This is a genomic window from Streptomyces sp. NBC_00620 (assembly GCF_026341825.1).
In the GTDB taxonomy this organism is placed as follows: Bacteria; Actinomycetota; Actinomycetes; order Streptomycetales; family Streptomycetaceae; genus Streptomyces.
The window spans coordinates 1,091,483-1,106,971 of record NZ_JAPENY010000003.1 but is presented as its reverse complement, the minus strand read 5'-3'; the positions used below and the strand labels follow the sequence as shown (position 1 = coordinate 1,106,971).

The 15,489-nt window shown below is 71.6% G+C and carries 14 protein-coding genes; 3 read left to right on the top strand and 11 right to left on the bottom strand.

From position 1 onward, the window contains the following. Positions 1 to 205 precede the first annotated feature (205 nt). Positions 206 to 820 (top strand): TetR/AcrR family transcriptional regulator, encoded by a 615-nt coding sequence (locus tag OG246_RS36235; protein ID WP_266472990.1) that lies wholly within the window; start codon positions 206 to 208, stop codon positions 818 to 820. A 140-nt stretch (positions 821 to 960) separates the two neighbouring features. Here the strand turns inward: OG246_RS36235 and OG246_RS36230 are convergent, their stop codons facing one another. From OG246_RS36230 to OG246_RS36220, 3 genes are read right to left on the bottom strand one after another with little or no spacing between them, the layout of a single operon-like run. Then, positions 961 to 1,938, bottom strand: a complete 978-nt coding sequence (locus OG246_RS36230) for a DUF2510 domain-containing protein (protein WP_266472989.1) — start codon at positions 1,936 to 1,938, stop codon at positions 961 to 963. A 55-nt stretch (positions 1,939 to 1,993) separates the two neighbouring features. Beyond that, positions 1,994 to 3,148 (bottom strand): anhydro-N-acetylmuramic acid kinase, encoded by a 1,155-nt coding sequence (locus tag OG246_RS36225; protein ID WP_266472988.1) that lies wholly within the window; start codon positions 3,146 to 3,148, stop codon positions 1,994 to 1,996. A gap of 4 nt (positions 3,149 to 3,152) precedes the next feature. Next, positions 3,153 to 4,448, bottom strand: coding sequence for an MFS transporter (locus tag OG246_RS36220; protein ID WP_266472987.1), 1,296 nt, complete (start codon positions 4,446 to 4,448; stop codon positions 3,153 to 3,155). Positions 4,449 to 4,706: 258 nt separating this feature from the next. On the opposite strand from OG246_RS36220, the gene OG246_RS36215 reads away from it, so the two are divergent. Then, a complete protein-coding gene (locus OG246_RS36215; RefSeq protein WP_266472986.1) occupies positions 4,707 to 7,376 on the top strand; it encodes an AAA family ATPase in 2,670 nt (889 codons plus the stop codon). On the opposite strand, the gene OG246_RS36210 is transcribed toward OG246_RS36215, so the two are convergent. From OG246_RS36210 to OG246_RS36175, 8 genes are all read right to left on the bottom strand, one after another. After that, on the bottom strand, positions 7,373 to 8,182 hold the full coding sequence (locus OG246_RS36210) for an SDR family NAD(P)-dependent oxidoreductase (protein ID WP_266472985.1): 810 nt from the start codon (positions 8,180 to 8,182) through the stop codon (positions 7,373 to 7,375). The genes OG246_RS36215 and OG246_RS36210 overlap by 4 nt on opposite strands. A gap of 116 nt (positions 8,183 to 8,298) precedes the next feature. Continuing rightward, positions 8,299 to 9,444, bottom strand: coding sequence for a 3-oxoadipate enol-lactonase (pcaD, locus tag OG246_RS36205; protein ID WP_266472984.1), 1,146 nt, complete (start codon positions 9,442 to 9,444; stop codon positions 8,299 to 8,301). Next, positions 9,441 to 10,769 (bottom strand): 3-carboxy-cis,cis-muconate cycloisomerase, encoded by a 1,329-nt coding sequence (pcaB, locus tag OG246_RS36200; RefSeq protein ID WP_266472983.1) that lies wholly within the window; start codon positions 10,767 to 10,769, stop codon positions 9,441 to 9,443. The genes pcaD and pcaB overlap by 4 nt, the downstream gene beginning before the upstream one ends. After that, a complete protein-coding gene (pcaG, locus tag OG246_RS36195) occupies positions 10,766 to 11,329 on the bottom strand; it encodes a protocatechuate 3,4-dioxygenase subunit alpha (protein WP_266472982.1) in 564 nt (187 codons plus the stop codon). The genes pcaB and pcaG overlap by 4 nt, the downstream gene beginning before the upstream one ends. Before the next feature lie 2 nt (positions 11,330 to 11,331). After that, positions 11,332 to 12,102 carry a protocatechuate 3,4-dioxygenase subunit beta gene (gene pcaH / locus OG246_RS36190; protein WP_266472980.1) on the bottom strand — a complete coding sequence of 257 codons (771 nt, stop codon included), beginning with the start codon at positions 12,100 to 12,102 and terminating at the stop codon, positions 11,332 to 11,334. Between the two features lie 10 nt (positions 12,103 to 12,112). Further along, a complete protein-coding gene (locus tag OG246_RS36185; RefSeq protein ID WP_266474962.1) occupies positions 12,113 to 13,315 on the bottom strand; it encodes a thiolase family protein in 1,203 nt (400 codons plus the stop codon). 8 nt (positions 13,316 to 13,323) lie between these two features. Continuing rightward, positions 13,324 to 13,968: a CoA transferase subunit B gene (locus tag OG246_RS36180; protein WP_266472979.1), complete on the bottom strand. Its 645-nt coding sequence runs from the start codon at positions 13,966 to 13,968 to the stop codon at positions 13,324 to 13,326. Next, complete coding sequence (locus OG246_RS36175; protein WP_266472978.1) at positions 13,968 to 14,750, bottom strand: CoA transferase subunit A; 783 nt, start codon at positions 14,748 to 14,750, stop codon at positions 13,968 to 13,970. Before OG246_RS36175 ends, OG246_RS36180 begins: the two co-directional genes overlap by 1 nt. 251 nt (positions 14,751 to 15,001) lie before the next feature. Between OG246_RS36175 and OG246_RS36170 the strand changes: the two genes are divergently transcribed. Further along, the gene (locus tag OG246_RS36170; RefSeq protein ID WP_266472977.1) at positions 15,002 to 15,466 is read left to right on the top strand and encodes a MarR family winged helix-turn-helix transcriptional regulator; all 465 of its coding nucleotides are present in this window, start codon (positions 15,002 to 15,004) and stop codon (positions 15,464 to 15,466) included. Positions 15,467 to 15,489 lie beyond the last annotated feature (23 nt).

Sequence of the window (15,489 nt, the reverse complement as noted above, 5' to 3'; positions counted from 1 at the left end):
TTGCGCGGGGTGGTGCGTGGTGAGCCCAGGACAAGGTCCACTCCCCGCAGGTCCACTCGACACGGGAGTAGGTCCTGTCCAAGGCTCATCGATACGCCAGTGTACCGATACGCCGCCGTATCGGTACACTGGCGTATCGATTAGACTGTGTGAAGAGCACCACCGGAACGAACCCAGTCGCCCCGAACCGAGCGAGGAGAAGAGCATGACGTCGCAGGCCGCGGACGGACCGGAGACGGTCGTCGCCTCGCGCCGCTCCAAAATCACGCCCGAGCGTGAGCAGGAGTTCTACGACGCCGTGATCGACCAGCTGCGCGAGTGCGGCTACGACGCGTTCACCATGGAGGGCGTGGCGGCCAGCACCCGGTGCAGCAAGTCCACGCTCTACCGGCAGTGGAAGACGAAGCCCCAGTTCGTGGCGGCGGCGCTGCGCGCCAACCGTTGTCCTCGGTTCATGGGCATCGACACCGGCTCACTCGCGGGGGACCTGCGCGAAGCGGCGCGCGCCGCGGGCGAGTGGTCGGGCCAGGACACCCAGCTGCTCCAGGCCCTCGGCCATACCGTGATGGCGGACGAGGAGCTCCAGCGGGCGCTGCGCGAAGCGCTGGTCGAGCCCGAGGTCGCCTCGCTCAAGGAGATGATCGACCGGGCGGTCGACCGGGGTGAGATCGCCGCCGATCACCCGGCGCTCGGGTTCATTCCGGCGCAGATCATCGGCGTCATGCGGGTCCGCCCCGTCCTGGAGGGCGAGTACGCGGATGCGGCGTATCTCACACAATTCGTGGAGGCGGTCGTGATTCCGGCCCTCGGCCTCACCTGAGACCCAGGCCGCCGTCCGCGGGATGACCGGACGTCGGCCTGCTCGCGCCGCACCGTGGGGACGGGGGCGGCGCGCACCCCCCGGCCGGGTGGGGTTCCTCTTGAGCGGAGAGGCGCCTCACCCGGCCGAACTGTTTCCTGCTACACGCCCTGGCCGCTGCCGGACCCGGACGCCACCTTGATGCCCTTCGTGATCGTGTCGATCACGTCCTGCTTCTCGCTGACGTCGACGCCGAAGCGGATCACGACGAGCTGCTCGGAGCTGAGGGGGGAGGGGAAGGCGAGCGACTCGACATAGCCGTCCTCGCCCTTGCTGGTGACCGCCTTCCAGCGGACCAGGTAGCCCTTCTGTCCGGCCACGGTGACAGCCTTGGAGGCGAGTACCTCGTGCGAGGTGATCTCGCCGTAGGACTTGCCGCCGTAGGACTCCTCCGCGTTCTTGGAGATGTCCTCCTTGGCAGCCGCCTCGGCGGTGGTCGCCTTCAGCTCCAGGGCCAGCGCGGGGGCCGAGTACAACCCGCCGGCGGTGCAGGTCGCCGTGGTGTCGCCGGGGCACTTGTAGGAATCGTCCGAGGTCACCTGGGCGCCCACCGAGATGCTCGAGCCGGTCCAGCCGTCGGGCACGGGGATGCTGATGCCGTTGACCGCGTCGGTGGCGAACCCGTCCTCGGTCTGCGGCTGCCCGGACTGACCCGGCGCCGGGGTCTGGCCGCCGGAGCCGCCCGAGCCGCCGCCGGGACCACCGGGGGCGCCGCTGGGAGCACCCGAAGGACCGCCCGTACCGCCCTGGAGCCCGCCGGGACCCTGGGAGTTGGCGGTGGTGTCGCTGGAGCCGTCGTCCTTGGTCAGCGCGTACACACCACCCCCGATGCCCGCCAGGACCGCGATCGCCGCGGCGACCGCTATGCCCGTGCGCAGCCCCCGCCGCGGTGGACCCGGCGGAAAGGCCGGATACGGTCCGGCGCCCGGTGGGTGCACCGGGGGACCCCATGCGGCGGCCGACCCGACGGGGCGGGTCTGGTCCGTCCATGTCTTGCCGTCCCACCAGCGTTCGGCGGCGGGACTGTCATCTGTCTGCCCGGGGTCGGGATACCAGCCGGGAGGAGTCACCTGCGTCATGGGGCCCACCGTATGAGGCGTGGGTGAAAGACGGATGAGAGGGGGCGGGCAAGGTTCATTTCAGGACCAGTCGAAGAGGTGCCCGATCCGCTCTCGGCAGTGGCGGCAGCCCGTCCCGCCCTGGCGTGACCGAGCCGAGCACGCTGGGATGCCGTGCCCCGGTGCTCGCCGGGTCGGTACCCGCGAGCCCGTGCACCGTCAGAAATCCCAGTACGGCGAAGGCGTACGCCTCCTTGGCGGCCGAGGGCAGGCCCAGCGCGTCGGAGCTGCGCAGGGCGACCCCGGGGAGTTCGGCGCCGAGCATCGCCATGAGTACGGGATTGCGGGTGCCGCCGCCGGACGCGATCACCTCGGTGGCCCGCACCGTCCGCACCGCGTCCGCGACCGTGCGGGCGGTGAGCGCGGTGAGCGTCGCGATGACGTCCTCGGCGGTCAGCGTCCCGAAGCCCGTCAACGCGTCGCGCAGATAGCTGAAATGGAACAGCTCCTTGCCCGTCGTCTTGGGCGCGGGCAGCGCGTAGTAGGGCTCCGCAAGCAGGCGTCGCAGGAGCGGTCCGTGCACGGTGCCGCGGGCGGCGAGGGCACCGTCCACGTCGTGGTCTAGGCGGCCTCCGCTCAGGCCCCGCACCGCGGCGTCGAGGAGCGCGCACCCGGGCCCCGTGTCGAAGGCGGTGCCGTCGGGTGCGGTGAGGTTCGCGATACCGCCGAGGTTGAGCGCCACAGGCGTCCCCGGTCTGCCGCGCAGCCACAGCAGGTCGAACAGGCTGACCAGGGGCGCGCCCTGGCCACCGGCGGCGATGTCGCGCGGGCGGAAGTCGGCGACCACGGGCAGCCCCGTCGCCTCGGCGATCCAGGCGGGCTGCCCGAGCTGGAGGGTCCCGTGCACCCGTCCGTCCGCCACCCAGTGGTAGACGGTCTGGCCGTGCGAGGCGATCAACTCGGCTCCTCCGTCGCACAGTTCGCGGTCGGCGCGGACGGCCGCCGCCGCGAAGGCCTGCCCGATCAGGGTGTCGAGGCGGCACACCTCGGCCAGGCCGGTCGTGGCCGGAGGCAGCGCCGCCGCCAGCGCGCCGCGCAGTTCGGGGTCGTACGACTCGCTGACGAGCCCGAGCGGCCGCAGTACGAGGCTGTCCTCGTCGAGGGTCAGCTCGGCGGCCGCCGCGTCGATGGCGTCGTACGACGTGCCGGACATCAGGCCGATCACCCGCACGCTCTCAACTCCCTTGCCTCTGATGCCCCTTGGGGAGCGTAGCCAGTGCGAAGACGCTGACGGCGCACGTCGCCGCCGCGTAGTACCCGGGAATGTCCACGCTCCCCGTCCGTTTGACCGTCTCCGTGATGATGAGCCCCGCACAGCCCGAGAACACCGCATTGGACAGGGCGTAGGCGAGTCCGAGGCCCGTGTAGCGGACGCTCGTGGGGAACATCTCGGAGAGCATCGCCGGTCCCGGCCCGGCCATCAGCCCCACCACCGCACCCGCCAGGAACACGGCCGCACCCTTCACCGCATGCGAAGTCCCGCTGTCCTGAAGGAGGTTGAGCAGCGGTACCGCCAGCAAGGTGACCAGTACGGCACCCGTGAGCATCACCGGACGGCGCCCGATCCGGTCGCTGAGCAGGCCCGCCGGGATGATCGTGGCCGCGAAGCCGAGGTTGGCGACGACGGTGGCGAGCAGCGCCTGCTGGAAGGTGGCGTTCAAGCTGCTCTGGAGGTACGAGGGCAGCACGACCAGGAAGGTGTAGCCGGCCGCCGCCCAGCCCATCACGCGCCCTGCGCCGAGCGCGATGGCCCTCACCAACTCCCGTACGGGTGGACGCTCTTGCAGCCGCTCCCGCTCGAAGGCCGGTGTCTCGTCCAGCTTCAACCGCAGCCACAGTGCGCCGAGACCGAGCGGCAGCGTCAGCAGGAAGGGGAGCCGCCAGCCCCAGTCGCTCAGCTCCTCGGCGCCGAGCATCGTGGCAAGGAGCGCCGCGATCCCCGCGCCGGCCAGCAGCCCCAGCGCCACCGTGAACGACTGCCAGGACCCGTAGAGACCGCGCCGGCCCGGCGGCGCGAACTCCGTCATCACCGACACCGCGCCCCCGAACTCCCCTCCCGCGGACAGCCCTTGGAGCACCCGGAGGAAGGTGAGCAGCCACGGGGCGAGAGCGCCGACGGTGGCGTATGTGGGCAGCAAGCCGATCAGGGTCGTCGCGGCGGTCATCAGGACGATCACCAGGATCAGCACCGGACGGCGCCCGATCCGGTCGCCGAGCCGACCGAACAGCGCGGCGCCCACGGGCCGGAAGAAGAACGCGAGTGCGAAGGACGCGTACGTCTTCACCAGGGCCTCGACCTCGCTGCCGCCCTCCGGCGTGAAGAACCGCGCCGCGATGATCGTCGCGAAATAGCCGTAGACCCCGAATTCGTACCACTCGATGAAGTTGCCCACGGAGCCCGCGAGCAGGGCCCTGCGGGAGTGTCCGGGCGGGGAGGCGCGCAGGTCGGAGTCATGCGCGGGGGCGCTCATGCCGGTTCCTCCCGGGGCGTGCCGGGGCCGGGCGGTGCCGGCCGATGACGGGGACTGATGCAGGAAAGTTAGTTTCAATTTATGGGTTTTGACTGTCAATAACTTCCACGCGGGCTGGTCGGCGCTTCGGCGCGTCGCCTTCGCAACCCTGCCGTCACTCGTCTCGGCAACAGCTGCCCCGACCGGCCGACATGGCGGCTCCGGGAGGGCTAGGCTCGTTGCCTGTACGTCGTTTGGGCGACCTGGGGAGGTAGCGGGATGACGGAGGCACGGCCAGGAGTGGTCGCCTCGGCTCCCCTGTGGGAGCGCGACGAGGAAGTCGCCACTCTGGAACAGGCGATCGGCGCCCTGTGTGCGGACTCCGACTCTTCGGGAAGCCTGCTGGTGTTCAGCGGCGACGCGGGTCTCGGCAAGACCTCGCTCCTCGCCGAGGCGCGCCGGATCGCGGAGGGCAACGGCTGCGCGGTGTGGTCGGCACGCGGCGGCGAGACCGTCACGTCCGTCCCCTTCAATGTCGTACGGCAGCTCCTGCAGCCCGCCCTGGTGTCGCTGCTGTCCGAGGAGGCACGCGAATACCTGGGCGACTGGTACGACATCGCGGGACCCGCGCTCGGCATAGCGGAACCGGGCGACCGCCAGCCCGACCCGCAGGGCGTCTGCGACGGCCTGGTCGCGGCCGTGCGACGGCTGGCCAAGCGCGAGTGGCCGCTCGTGCTCCTCATCGACGACGCGCACTGGGCCGACCAGGAGACCCTGCGCTGGCTTGCCGCGTTCGCCGAGCGCCTCGACGACCTGTCGGTGCTCGTCGTGGTGGCCCGCCGCCCCGGCGGTGTGAGCGGTGTGAGCGCCGGTCATCTCGACACCATCGCCGCCGCGGCCCGGCCGATCGCCAACCTGAGCGCGCTGACCCCCGCGGCGGCCGAGGGGCTGACCCGCGCCACGGTCGGAGAGCACGCCGACGCCCCGTTCTGCCGTGAGGTGTGGGCGGTCACCGGCGGCAACCCGTACGAGACCGTCGAGCTGCTCGCCAAGGTGCAGGACAGCGGACTCGATCCGGTCGAGGGATCGGCCGCCGAACTGCGCGCCCTGAACCGCTCGGCCCGCGGCCGCGGACTCGTCGCCCGCCTCGAAGGGCTCGGCATCGACGCCACGCGGTTCGCCTGGGCGGCCGCGATCCTCGGCACCGGAATCTCCCTCGACCTCGCCGCGCACCTCGCGGGAATGCCGGCCGAGGAGGCACTGCGCTGCGCCGAACGGCTCGGCGCCGCCCGCATCCTGACCAAATCCGAGCCGGTGAACGGCCGGGTGAGCGAGGGCGACCTGGAGTTCGTGCACCCGCTCATCGCCAGCGCGGTCTACCGCTCGATCCCGGACGCGCTGCGCACCGCGATGCACGGCCAGGCCGCGTGGGCGGTCACCGACTCCGGACGCGGCGCCGCCGCCGCGTCCCGCCACCTCCTCGAAGTGCACCCGGACGAGGACCCCGAACTCGTCGAGCAGATGCGCGAGGCCGCCCGCGAACACCTCGCCGTCGGCGCGCCCGACGCGGCCAGGCGCTGTCTGGAACGCGCACTGGCCGAGCCCCCGCCCTCCGAGGTCCACGCGCGCGTGCTCTTCGAACTGGGCTGCGCCACCCTCCTGACCGCGCCCGCCAAGACGATCGGCCATCTGCAGGCCGCGCTCGACCGGCCCGGCCTCGAAGGCGATCTCCGCGTGGACGCCGTCTTCCGCCTCTCCCAGGCGCTCCTCCACAACGACCAGCTGGAAGAGGCCGTCCGCACCGTCGACATGGAGGCCGCCAGGCTCGATCCGGGCCCGGCCAGGATGCGGCTCCAGGCCGTGCACTACATGTGGGAGGGCATCCACGCCGGCGAGGAGCGGACCTCCGGACGCTCCAACGGTCTCGCCGAACTCGCCAAGACCTGCACCGGACGCGACAACTCCGAGCGCGCGCTCCTCATACTGCGCGGCTTCGACGCCATGACGCGCGGCGAGAACGCCGAGGAGGTCGCGGAACTCTGCGACCGCGCCCTCGTCAACGGCCGCCTGGCACCCGGCCTCGGCTGGACCGACACCGAGTGGGGCATCGAACTCCTCCTAATGCTGGGCAGCGCGTACGCCTACAGCGACCGGCTGGACCGGGCCGAAAGCCTGTTCAGCGAGGCCCTGCACGCCTACATGAAGGCCGGCTGGAGCGGCGGCCACCTCTCCCTGGCCAACGCCTACCTCGGCCTCGCACACCGCAGACGGGGCCGCCTCGCCGACGCGGAGACCTACCAGCGCGAATCACTGCGCCTCGCCGAACGCGTCGGGCGCGGGCTGCCCCTGTACTGGTCCGCGACCTGCGGGCTCATCGACACCCTGCTCGCCCGCGGCCATGTCCTGGAGGCCGAGGAGATCGCCGAGGAGTACGGCTTCGCAGCGCCGTACCCGTCCACCATCGTCCTCCCGGACACCCGCTCCGTACGCGGCCGTTTGCTGCTCGCCGCCGGCCGCGCCAAGGAAGGCATCAACGAACTGGAGGCAGCCGAGAAGGCCGCCGCCGTACGAGGTCACCACAACACCGTGCTCGCTCCCTGGGCGGTCGACCTCGCCCGCGCCCTCGCCACGGAGGACCCGGCACGCGCCGCCGCCCTGGCGGCCGACGCCCGCCGCCAGGCCGAGCGCTTCGGCACGGACACGGCCATCGGCGAGGCCCTGCGCTGTGCAGCCGCCCTGGAGTCGGGCCAGCGCGCGGTACGGCTCGCAGGGCAGGCGGTCACCTATCTGGAGGCCTCTCCCTGCCAGTACGAACACGCGGCGGCCCGCGTCGAGTACGGCATTCTGGCCCGGTCGGTGTCCGAGCTCAACAAGGGCCTGACGCTGGCGCGTTCATGCGGGGCGGACGGGGTGGTGGCGCAGGCGCAGCGGGCACTGGACGGCTTCTAGCCGGTCGGGTTCCGGCCTTCGAGCAGCCGCTCGGTGGTCGCCTCCAGTCGCTTCCAGACCTCGCGGTCGTACGCTTCCTCGTGCGCCCGCGAGGGGCTCGTACCGTCGAAGTACTCGCCCGTGCCCAACTCCGTTGTGGCCAGAGCGAGTACACCCCTGGCGCCGTCGGCCACGGAGGACCAAGGGCTGACACCGGCCTCGCGGACCATCGCGGTGTCCATGTAGGTCGCGGGGTGCAGGACGTTCACCGAGACACCGCTTCCCGCCAGCTGCTCGCTCAGTGCGAACGTGTGCGCCGCGAGCGCGAACTTGCCGCGGCAGTACGCCGATACGCCGCTGTAGCCGCGGGTGAGTTCGGGGTCGTCGAAGTCCAGCGGTTCCTGGCCGGCGGAGCCGACGTTGACGATGCGGGAGGGGGCGCCCGCACGGAGCGCGGGCAGCAGCGCCCGGGTCAGCGCCACCGGGGCGAGGTAGTTCACCGCGAGGCGGAGCTCGTGCCCGTCGACGCTCTCCTCACGGCCTGCGCCGCGGGAACCGCCGCCCACGCCCGCGTTGTTGACCAGCACGTCGAGGCGCGGATACGTAGCCGCGACCTCCGCACCCAGCGCACGCACCTGCGCCAGCGAACCCAGATCGGCGACGAAGTCGTGCGCCTCACCGCCCTCCGCCGACAGCTCCGAGACAAGCTGCCGGGTACGCGCACGGTCGCGTCCGTGAGCGAGGACGACGTACCCGGAGCGGACCAGCTCGAAGGCGACGTAGCGGCCGAGGCCGGAGGTGGCGCCGGTGATCAGGACAGTGGGCACGCGGGGCTCCGTTCGCAGAGGATCTCCGTCCAGCGTAGGCACAGGGCGAGCACCGGTGCCTGGTGCAGTCGTCACCACCCTTGGCCGGGTTACCGTGCCGAATCGGCCGCTGCGGATCAGGCTTCTGCCCCGTCCTCCTCGGCCAGCACCCGCTGGGCCACCGCGAACGCCGAGTTGGCCGCCGGGACACCGCAGTACACGGCCGTCTGGAGCAGGACCGCGCCGATCTCCTCCGGCGTGAGCCCGTTGCGGCGGGCCGCGCGGACGTGCATCGCGAGTTCGTCGTAGTGGCCGTGGGCCACAAGCGCGGTCAGCGTGATCATGCTGCGCTCACGGCGGGCGAGCGTCGGATCCGTCCAGATCTCGCCCCAGGCGTAGCGGGAGATGAAGTCCTGGAAACGGGCGGTGAAGGGGGTCTGGCGGGCCTGCGCGCGGTCCACGTGGGTGTCGCCGAGTACCTGGCGGCGTACCTCCATGCCGCGTGGCGCGTACCCGTCGAAGTGCCCGCGCAGCGCGGCGAGCACGGCCTCCGGGCGCTCGGCCGGCGCCAGATGCGAGGCGCCCGGGATCTCGGTGAGCGTGGCGCCGGGCACCGCGTCCGCGATCTCCCGCAGATGCGCGGGCGGCGTCGCCGGATCCTCGCGGCCGGCGATGAGCAGGGTCGGCGCGCCGATCGACGTCAGCCGGTCGCGGATGTCGAACGCCGCGAGCGCGTCGCAGCAGGCGGCGTACGCCTCCGGGTCCGCGGTGCGGTGGTCCTCGACCAGCTCCGGCACGGTGAAACCGGGCGTGAACCAACGGGAGTTCGCGGTCTCCGCGAGCGCGGCAAGGCCCTCGCGGCGAACGGTAGCGGCCCTTTCCTCCCACGCCTTGGCGCCGTTGAAGTGGGCCGAGGAGCAGATGACCGCGAGGGACGACACCCGCTCCGGGTGGTACACGGCCAGGTGCAGACCGACCGCACCGCCCAACGAGACGCCCGCGTAGGCGAATCGGCCGATGCCGAGCGAGTCGGCGAGGGCCAGCACCAGATCGGCCAGGTCGGCGATCGTCGCGCCGGGCCCGATCAGGTCGGCAGGCGAGCTGCCGTGGCCCGGCAGGTCCCAGCGGATCACCCGATGCGTCACGGACAGCTCGGGCGCGACCTTGTCCCACAGGGCGGTCGACGTGCCGAGCGAGGGCCCGAGCAGCAGCGGGGGAGCGGTGGCCGGCCCCTCGGCGCGGTAGTGCGGCAGCTTGCCGTTCGGGAAGGTCGGCGGTGTCAACGTCGCTCCAGGGCACGGTCGGTGAGGGCTCCCGCGGAGCCCGTGTAGCGGGTGGGGTCGGTGAGGTCCGCGAGATCGAGGTCCTTGAGCTCCGGCTCCTCGCCGAGCAGCTCCAGGAGGGGCCGGTTCTCGGCGACGGCCCGTTTCGCGGTCGCCGTCAGCAGCTCCTTGGCACGGGCCCGCCCGAGCACGGGAGCAAGCGAGGCGGCCAGCCGCTCGGAGACGATCAACCCGTGGGTGAGGCCGAGGTGTTCACGCATGGCGTCCGCGTTCACCCGTAGTCCCTCGGCCAGTTCCGCGGCATCGCGCGCCGCCCCGCCGACGAGCCGCAGCAGGTCCCGCAGCGGCTCCCATTCGGCATGCCAGGCCCCGGCGGGACGCTCGTCCTCGGCCGTCATCGCCCCGTACAGCGTGGCCGCGAGCTGAGGTGCGCGCCGGGCCCCGGCGGCAATGAGGGTGGCCCGCACGGGGTTTGCCTTGTGCGGCATGGCGGACGAACCGCCGCCGGTGCCTTCGGCGAGCTCCGCGATCTCGGTACGGGCGAGCGTGAGCACGTCGACAGCGGTCTTGCCCAGCGCCCCTGCCGTAAAGGCCAGCGCTCCGGCCAGGTCACCGATCGGCGTACGAAGGGTGTGCCAGGGCAACGCGGGCTCGGCGAGGCCGAGTTCACGGGCGTAGGCGGCGGTGAGGGCCCGGGTGTCCTCGGCGCCGAACACGGTGAACGCCGCCAAGGTCCCGGCGGCACCGCCCAGTTGGGCGGGCAGTGAACCCCGTACGGCCGAGACCCTGTCCCTGGCGTCAAGGATCAGCGACCGCCACCCGGCCGCCTTCAGCCCGAAGGTCGTCGGCACTGCGTGCTGGGTCAGCGTCCGGCCCGGCATCACCGTGTCCCGGTGCTCCGCCGCGAGCCGGGCCAGTGCCCGCTCCGTACGGTCCAGATCCCCCAGGACCAGATCCAGGGTGCGCGCGGCGACCAGCATGGTGGCCGAGTCCATGATGTCCTGGCTCGTCGCACCCCGGTGGACGTACGCCCCGTACTCCTCGCCGACCGCCGCCGTCAGATCCGCGACCAGCGGGATCACCGGATTGCCGCCGTCACGGGCGCGCAGCGCGATCGCGCGTACGTCGAAGCCCGAGACGTCGGCGGCCGCGTCCACCGCGTCGGCCGCCTCCGCCGGAGCCAGTCCCAGGGACGCCTGGGCGCGGGTCAGCGCGGCCTCCGCGTCGAGCAACCCCTGCAGATACGCGATGTCGCTGGTCGCGGCCGACGCCGGGGAGCCCGCCCACCCGGGGGCGAGCAGGGCTTCGGAATCACCGAATGTCACTGGAACTCCAGGAAGACCGTTTCGCCTTCGCCCTGAAGGCGGATGTCGAAACGGTACGTCCGGTTCGCGCCCCCGGCCGCGATCAGCGTGGCGCGCCGGTCGGCCGGGAGCGAGTCGAGCAGCGGGTCGGCGCCGTCGGCGAGGTACGCGCGGGTGAAGAGGTGGTTCGTCAGGCCGCGCGCGAACACGCACACGCTGATGTACGGCTGCCCGGCGTTGCCCGGCGGCAGAGTCGACAGCGCGTAGTGCCCGTCGGCGTCGGTGGGAACCCGCCCGAAGCCGGTGAAGTCGATGCCGTTGCGGCCCAGGAAGCCGCCCGTGGACGGATCGCGGCGCATCGAGCCGGGGGCGCCCGTCAGGGAGCCGTCGGGCGCCGCCTGCCAGAAGTCCAGGAGGGCGTCGGGGATCGGCTTGCCCGCGCCGTCGAACACGTACCCGTGCAGGGTGATCGCCTCTGGGTGGCCCTGGGGTGCGACCTGCCCGCCTTCGGGAAAGGGGAGCGCGTAGCCGTAGAAGGGGCCGATGGTGTGGGACGGGGTGGGGAGCAACCGCTCGGTCATGCTCAACGGCCTTCCTCGATCCAGGTGGCGGAGGGACCGTCGAGGACGATGTCCCATTCGTAGCCGAGCGAGAACTCGGGCGCCGAGAGGTCGTGGTTGTAGGTGGCGATCAGGCGGTTGCGGGCCGCCGTGTCCGTCACGGAGTTCAGGATCGGGTCGTACGGGAACAGCGGGTCGCTCGGGAAGTACATCTGCGTCACGAGCCGCTGGGTGAAGGCTGTACCGAACACCGAGAAGTGGATGTGGGCGGGCCGCCACGCGTTGGTGTGGTTGCCCCAGGGGTAGGGGCCCGGCTTGATCGTGGTGAACGAGTACCGGCCCTGATCGTCCGTCAGGGTCCGCCCCACACCGGTGAAGTTGGGGTCCAGAGGCGCCGGGTGCAGCTCGCGCAGATGGGCATAACGGCCGGCGGCGTTGGCCTGCCAGACCTCGACCAGCTGGCCGCGCACCGGACGGCCGTCGCGGTCCAGCAGCCGGCCCGAGACGGTCATGCGCTCGCCGATCGGCTCGCCCCGGTGGTGGCGGGTGAGGTCGTTGTCGATCTCGGTGATGTCGGTGACGCCGAAGACCGGACCCGACAGCTCGACCGTCTCCGGGTCGCCACCGCTCACGGCGACCAGCGGCTGTTTGGGGTGGCGCAGCACCGAGCTGCGGTACGGGGCGTAGTCGCGCTGCGCGTGGTTCAGGACCACTCCGCCGCCGGCCACCGCCTTGTCGTACGCGTCCTGGCGGTCCTTGATCTCGACGTCGATGTCCGACTGAGTGAGAGCCATGGTCGACTTCCTATCGTTCCAGGACGAGGGCGAGGCCCTGGCCCACGCCGATGCAGAGGGTGGCGACACCAACTCCACTGCCCTTGCGGGCGAGTTGGTGGGCGACGGTTCCGGCGAGGCGGGCTCCGGAGGCGCCGAGGGGGTGACCGAGGGCGATCGCGCCACCCTGCGGGTTGAGGACCTGCGGGTCGAACTCGGGCCACTCGGCCACGCAGCCGAGGACCTGCGCGGCGAAGGCCTCGTTCAGTTCCAGGGTTGACAGGTCGTCAAATGTCTTGCCCGCCTTGAATAGTGCGCGGTTGACGGCCTCGACCGGAGCGAGTCCGAAGTACTGCGGCTCGATCGCGGAGACGCCGGACGCCGAGACGCGGGCCAGCGGCTCGCGGCCGGTGGCTTCGAGCCCCTCCTCGTCGACAAGGAGCAGGGCCGCGGCGCCGTCGTTCAGCGGGGAGGCGTTGCCCGCAGTCACGGTGCCGTTCTCGGTCCGGAAGGACGGCTTGAGCTTGGCCATCGCCGCGATGGAGGCGTCGTCGCGTACGCATTCGTCGGCGCCGAAGACGAGCGGCTCACCCTTGCGCTGCGGGATGGAGACCGGGGCCAGCTCGCCGTCGAAGAGGCCGTCCGCCTGGGCCCGGGCGGCCTTGCGGTGGCTGGCGAGGGCGAACTCGTCCTGCTGCTCGCGCGTGATCTTGTGCTTGTCGGCGATGAGTTCGGCCGACTCGCCGAGCGGGATGGTCCACTGGGGGTCCATCCTCGGGTTGACCATGCGCCAGCCGAGCGTGGTGGAGTACAGCTCGGTGTGCCCGGCCGGGAAGGGCCTGTCGCTCTTGGGCAGGACGTAGGGGGCGCGGGTCATCGACTCGACACCGCCGGCCAGGGCGATGGAGGCGTCGCCGACCGCGATGGCCCGCGCGGCCTGGATGACGGCTTCGAGCCCGGAGGCGCACAGCCGGTTGACGGTCACGCCGGGCACGGAGGTGGGCAGGCCCGCGAGGAGCGCGGCCATACGTCCGACGTTGCGGTTCTCCTCGCCGGCGCCGTTGGCGTTGCCGAAGTAGACGTCCTCGATCCGGGAGGGGTCCAAGTCCGGTGTACGGGCGAGGAGTTCACGGATGGCGTGGGCGGCCAGGTCGTCCGGGCGGACGGTGGCCAGGGAACCGTTGTACCTGCCGAACGGGGTACGGACGGCATCGACGATGTAGACGTCGCGCAGGCCGGTCATCAGTTGACTCCCTCGGGGATGTGAACCTTCGCGGCGGTCTTCGCCACGATCTCTTCCACCGCCACGCCGGGCGCGGTCTCCACAAGGACCAGGCCCTCCGCAGTGACGTCGAGAACGCCGAGATCGGTGATGACCCGGTTCACGCACGCTTTCCCGGTGAGCGGCAGCGCGCACTCCTCCAGGATCTTCGGGGATCCGTCCTTGGCGGTGTGCGTCATGACGACGATGACGGTGCGGGCGCCGTGCACCAGGTCCATCGCGCCGCCGATCCCGGTGATCATCTTGCCGGGGATGGCCCAGTTGGCGAGGTCGCCGCCCGCGGAGACCTGCATGGCCCCGAGCACGGCGACGTCGATGTGGCCGCCGCGGATCATCCCGAAGGACAGCGAGGAGTCGAAGTAGGAGGCGCCGGGCAGGACCGTGACGGTCTCCTTGCCGGCGTTGATCAGGTCGGGGTCGACCTGGTCCTCGGTGGGGTACGGGCCGGTGCCGAGGATGCCGTTCTCCGACTCCAGGATCACCTCGACGTCGTCCGGCAGGTAGTTCGGGATCAGTGTGGGCAGCCCGATGCCGAGGTTCACGTACTGGCCGTCCTCGAGCTCGCGCGCGGCGCGGGCGGCCATCTGTTCGCGGGTCCAGGCCATCAGTTGCTCACCGTTCCGTTGGCCGCGGGCGCCGAGACCGTCCGCTGCTCGATCATCTTGGCGTTCGCCTGCTCGGGCGTGAGGGCGACGACACGCTGCACGAAGATGCCGGGCAGGTGCACCGCGTCCGGGTCGATCTCCCCGGGCTCGACGAGTTCCTCCACCTCGGCGATCGTCAGCCGCCCGGCCATCGCGGCCAGGGGGTTGAAGTTCCGGGTGGACTTGTTGAAGACCAGGTTCCCGTGCCGGTCGCCCTTGGCGGCGCGTACGAGGGCGAAGTCGGTACGGATGCCGTGCTCGAGCACGTACTCCGTGCCGTCGAACTCCCGCACCTCCTTGGGCGGCGAGGCGAGCGCGACGCCGCCCTCACCGTCGTAGCGCCAGGGCAGTCCGCCGTCCGCGACCTGGGTGCCGACACCGGCCGGGGTGTAGAACGCGGGAATCCCGGCGCCACCGGCGCGCAGCCGCTCGGCGAGGGTGCCCTGCGGGATCATCTCGACCTCGAGCTCGCCGGCCAGGTACTGGCGGGCGAACTCCTTGTTCGCGCCGATGTACGAGCCGGTGACGCGGGCGATCCGCCCGGCCGCGAGCAGCACCGCGAGGCCGGACTCCATCGCCCCGCAGTTGTTGGAGACCACCCCGAGCCCGGTGACACCGCGCTCGTACAGGGCCTGGATCAGCACGTTCGGCACGCCGCTGAGGCCGAAACCGCCGACCGCGAGTGTCGCGCCGTCCGGCACATCGGCCACCGCCTCCGCGGCTGTGGCGACCACCTTGTCCATCCGAGAAGCCCCATCTCTCCCGAGCGTCCAGCGCCCCAATTAGTCAGGGCACTGATTATTTCTTCGAGGTTTCAAATACGCTGCCACCCGGACCCACTTCAGTCAAGACCTCCAGGGAATGTGCAGGTGAGAGTCTTGGAACGCGACGAGACAGGCGGCGGTGTGGCCGGGTATCGTTCAGTACACCAACGAATTTGATCCGTACGAGTGGCGCCTACGCGGCGCCGCACGGGCCGAGCCGAGGAGCGCACATGGCCGCGGTGGACCTCTCCACCCACCCCGGGCACCTGGCCCGGCGACTGCAGCAGGCGCACTACCTGCTGTGGAACACGATGGTGTCCGAGGAGATCACCTCGCCGCAGTTCGCGGTGCTCAACGCGCTCGTCGCGGAGCCGGGCATGGACCAGCGCACGGTGGGGGAGCGGGTGGGCCTGGACCGGTCCACCATCGCCGAGGTCATCAGCAGGCTCGGGCGGCGCGGCCTGCTCGACAAGGTGCGCGACCCCCAGGACGGCCGCCGCTTCCTGCTGCGCCTCACGGACGAGGGGACGCGCACGCACCGCAAGCTGACCGTCCGCACGGCACGGATGAACCAGGTCTTCCTGGCCCCGCTCTCCACCGACGAGCAGGCCCTGTTCTTCGACCTCATCCGGCGCGTCTCGGACGCGGCGGAGGGGCTCCGCAATCCGGCGGAGCCGCTCGTCACCCAGCGCTAGGGCCTGTCGCTCGGCCTTCGGGG

What these genes read in the sequence shown, in the direction of transcription:
- OG246_RS36220 (WP_266472987.1), bottom strand. Translation starts at nt 4,448, where the DNA reads ATGAGCGCCCCCGCGCATGACTCCGACCTGCGCGCCTCCCCGCCCGGA.
- OG246_RS36235 (WP_266472990.1), top strand. Translation starts at nt 206, where the DNA reads ATGACGTCGCAGGCCGCGGACGGACCGGAGACGGTCGTCGCCTCGCGC.
- OG246_RS36180 (WP_266472979.1), bottom strand. Translation starts at nt 13,968, where the DNA reads ATGGCCTGGACCCGCGAACAGATGGCCGCCCGCGCCGCGCGCGAGCTC.
- OG246_RS36230 (WP_266472989.1), bottom strand. Translation starts at nt 1,938, where the DNA reads ATGACGCAGGTGACTCCTCCCGGCTGGTATCCCGACCCCGGGCAGACA.
- pcaH (WP_266472980.1), bottom strand. Translation starts at nt 12,102, where the DNA reads ATGGCTCTCACTCAGTCGGACATCGACGTCGAGATCAAGGACCGCCAG.
- OG246_RS36215 (WP_266472986.1), top strand. Translation starts at nt 4,707, where the DNA reads ATGACGGAGGCACGGCCAGGAGTGGTCGCCTCGGCTCCCCTGTGGGAG.
- OG246_RS36175 (WP_266472978.1), bottom strand. Translation starts at nt 14,750, where the DNA reads ATGGACAAGGTGGTCGCCACAGCCGCGGAGGCGGTGGCCGATGTGCCG.
- OG246_RS36170 (WP_266472977.1), top strand. Translation starts at nt 15,002, where the DNA reads ATGGCCGCGGTGGACCTCTCCACCCACCCCGGGCACCTGGCCCGGCGA.
- pcaG (WP_266472982.1), bottom strand. Translation starts at nt 11,329, where the DNA reads ATGACCGAGCGGTTGCTCCCCACCCCGTCCCACACCATCGGCCCCTTC.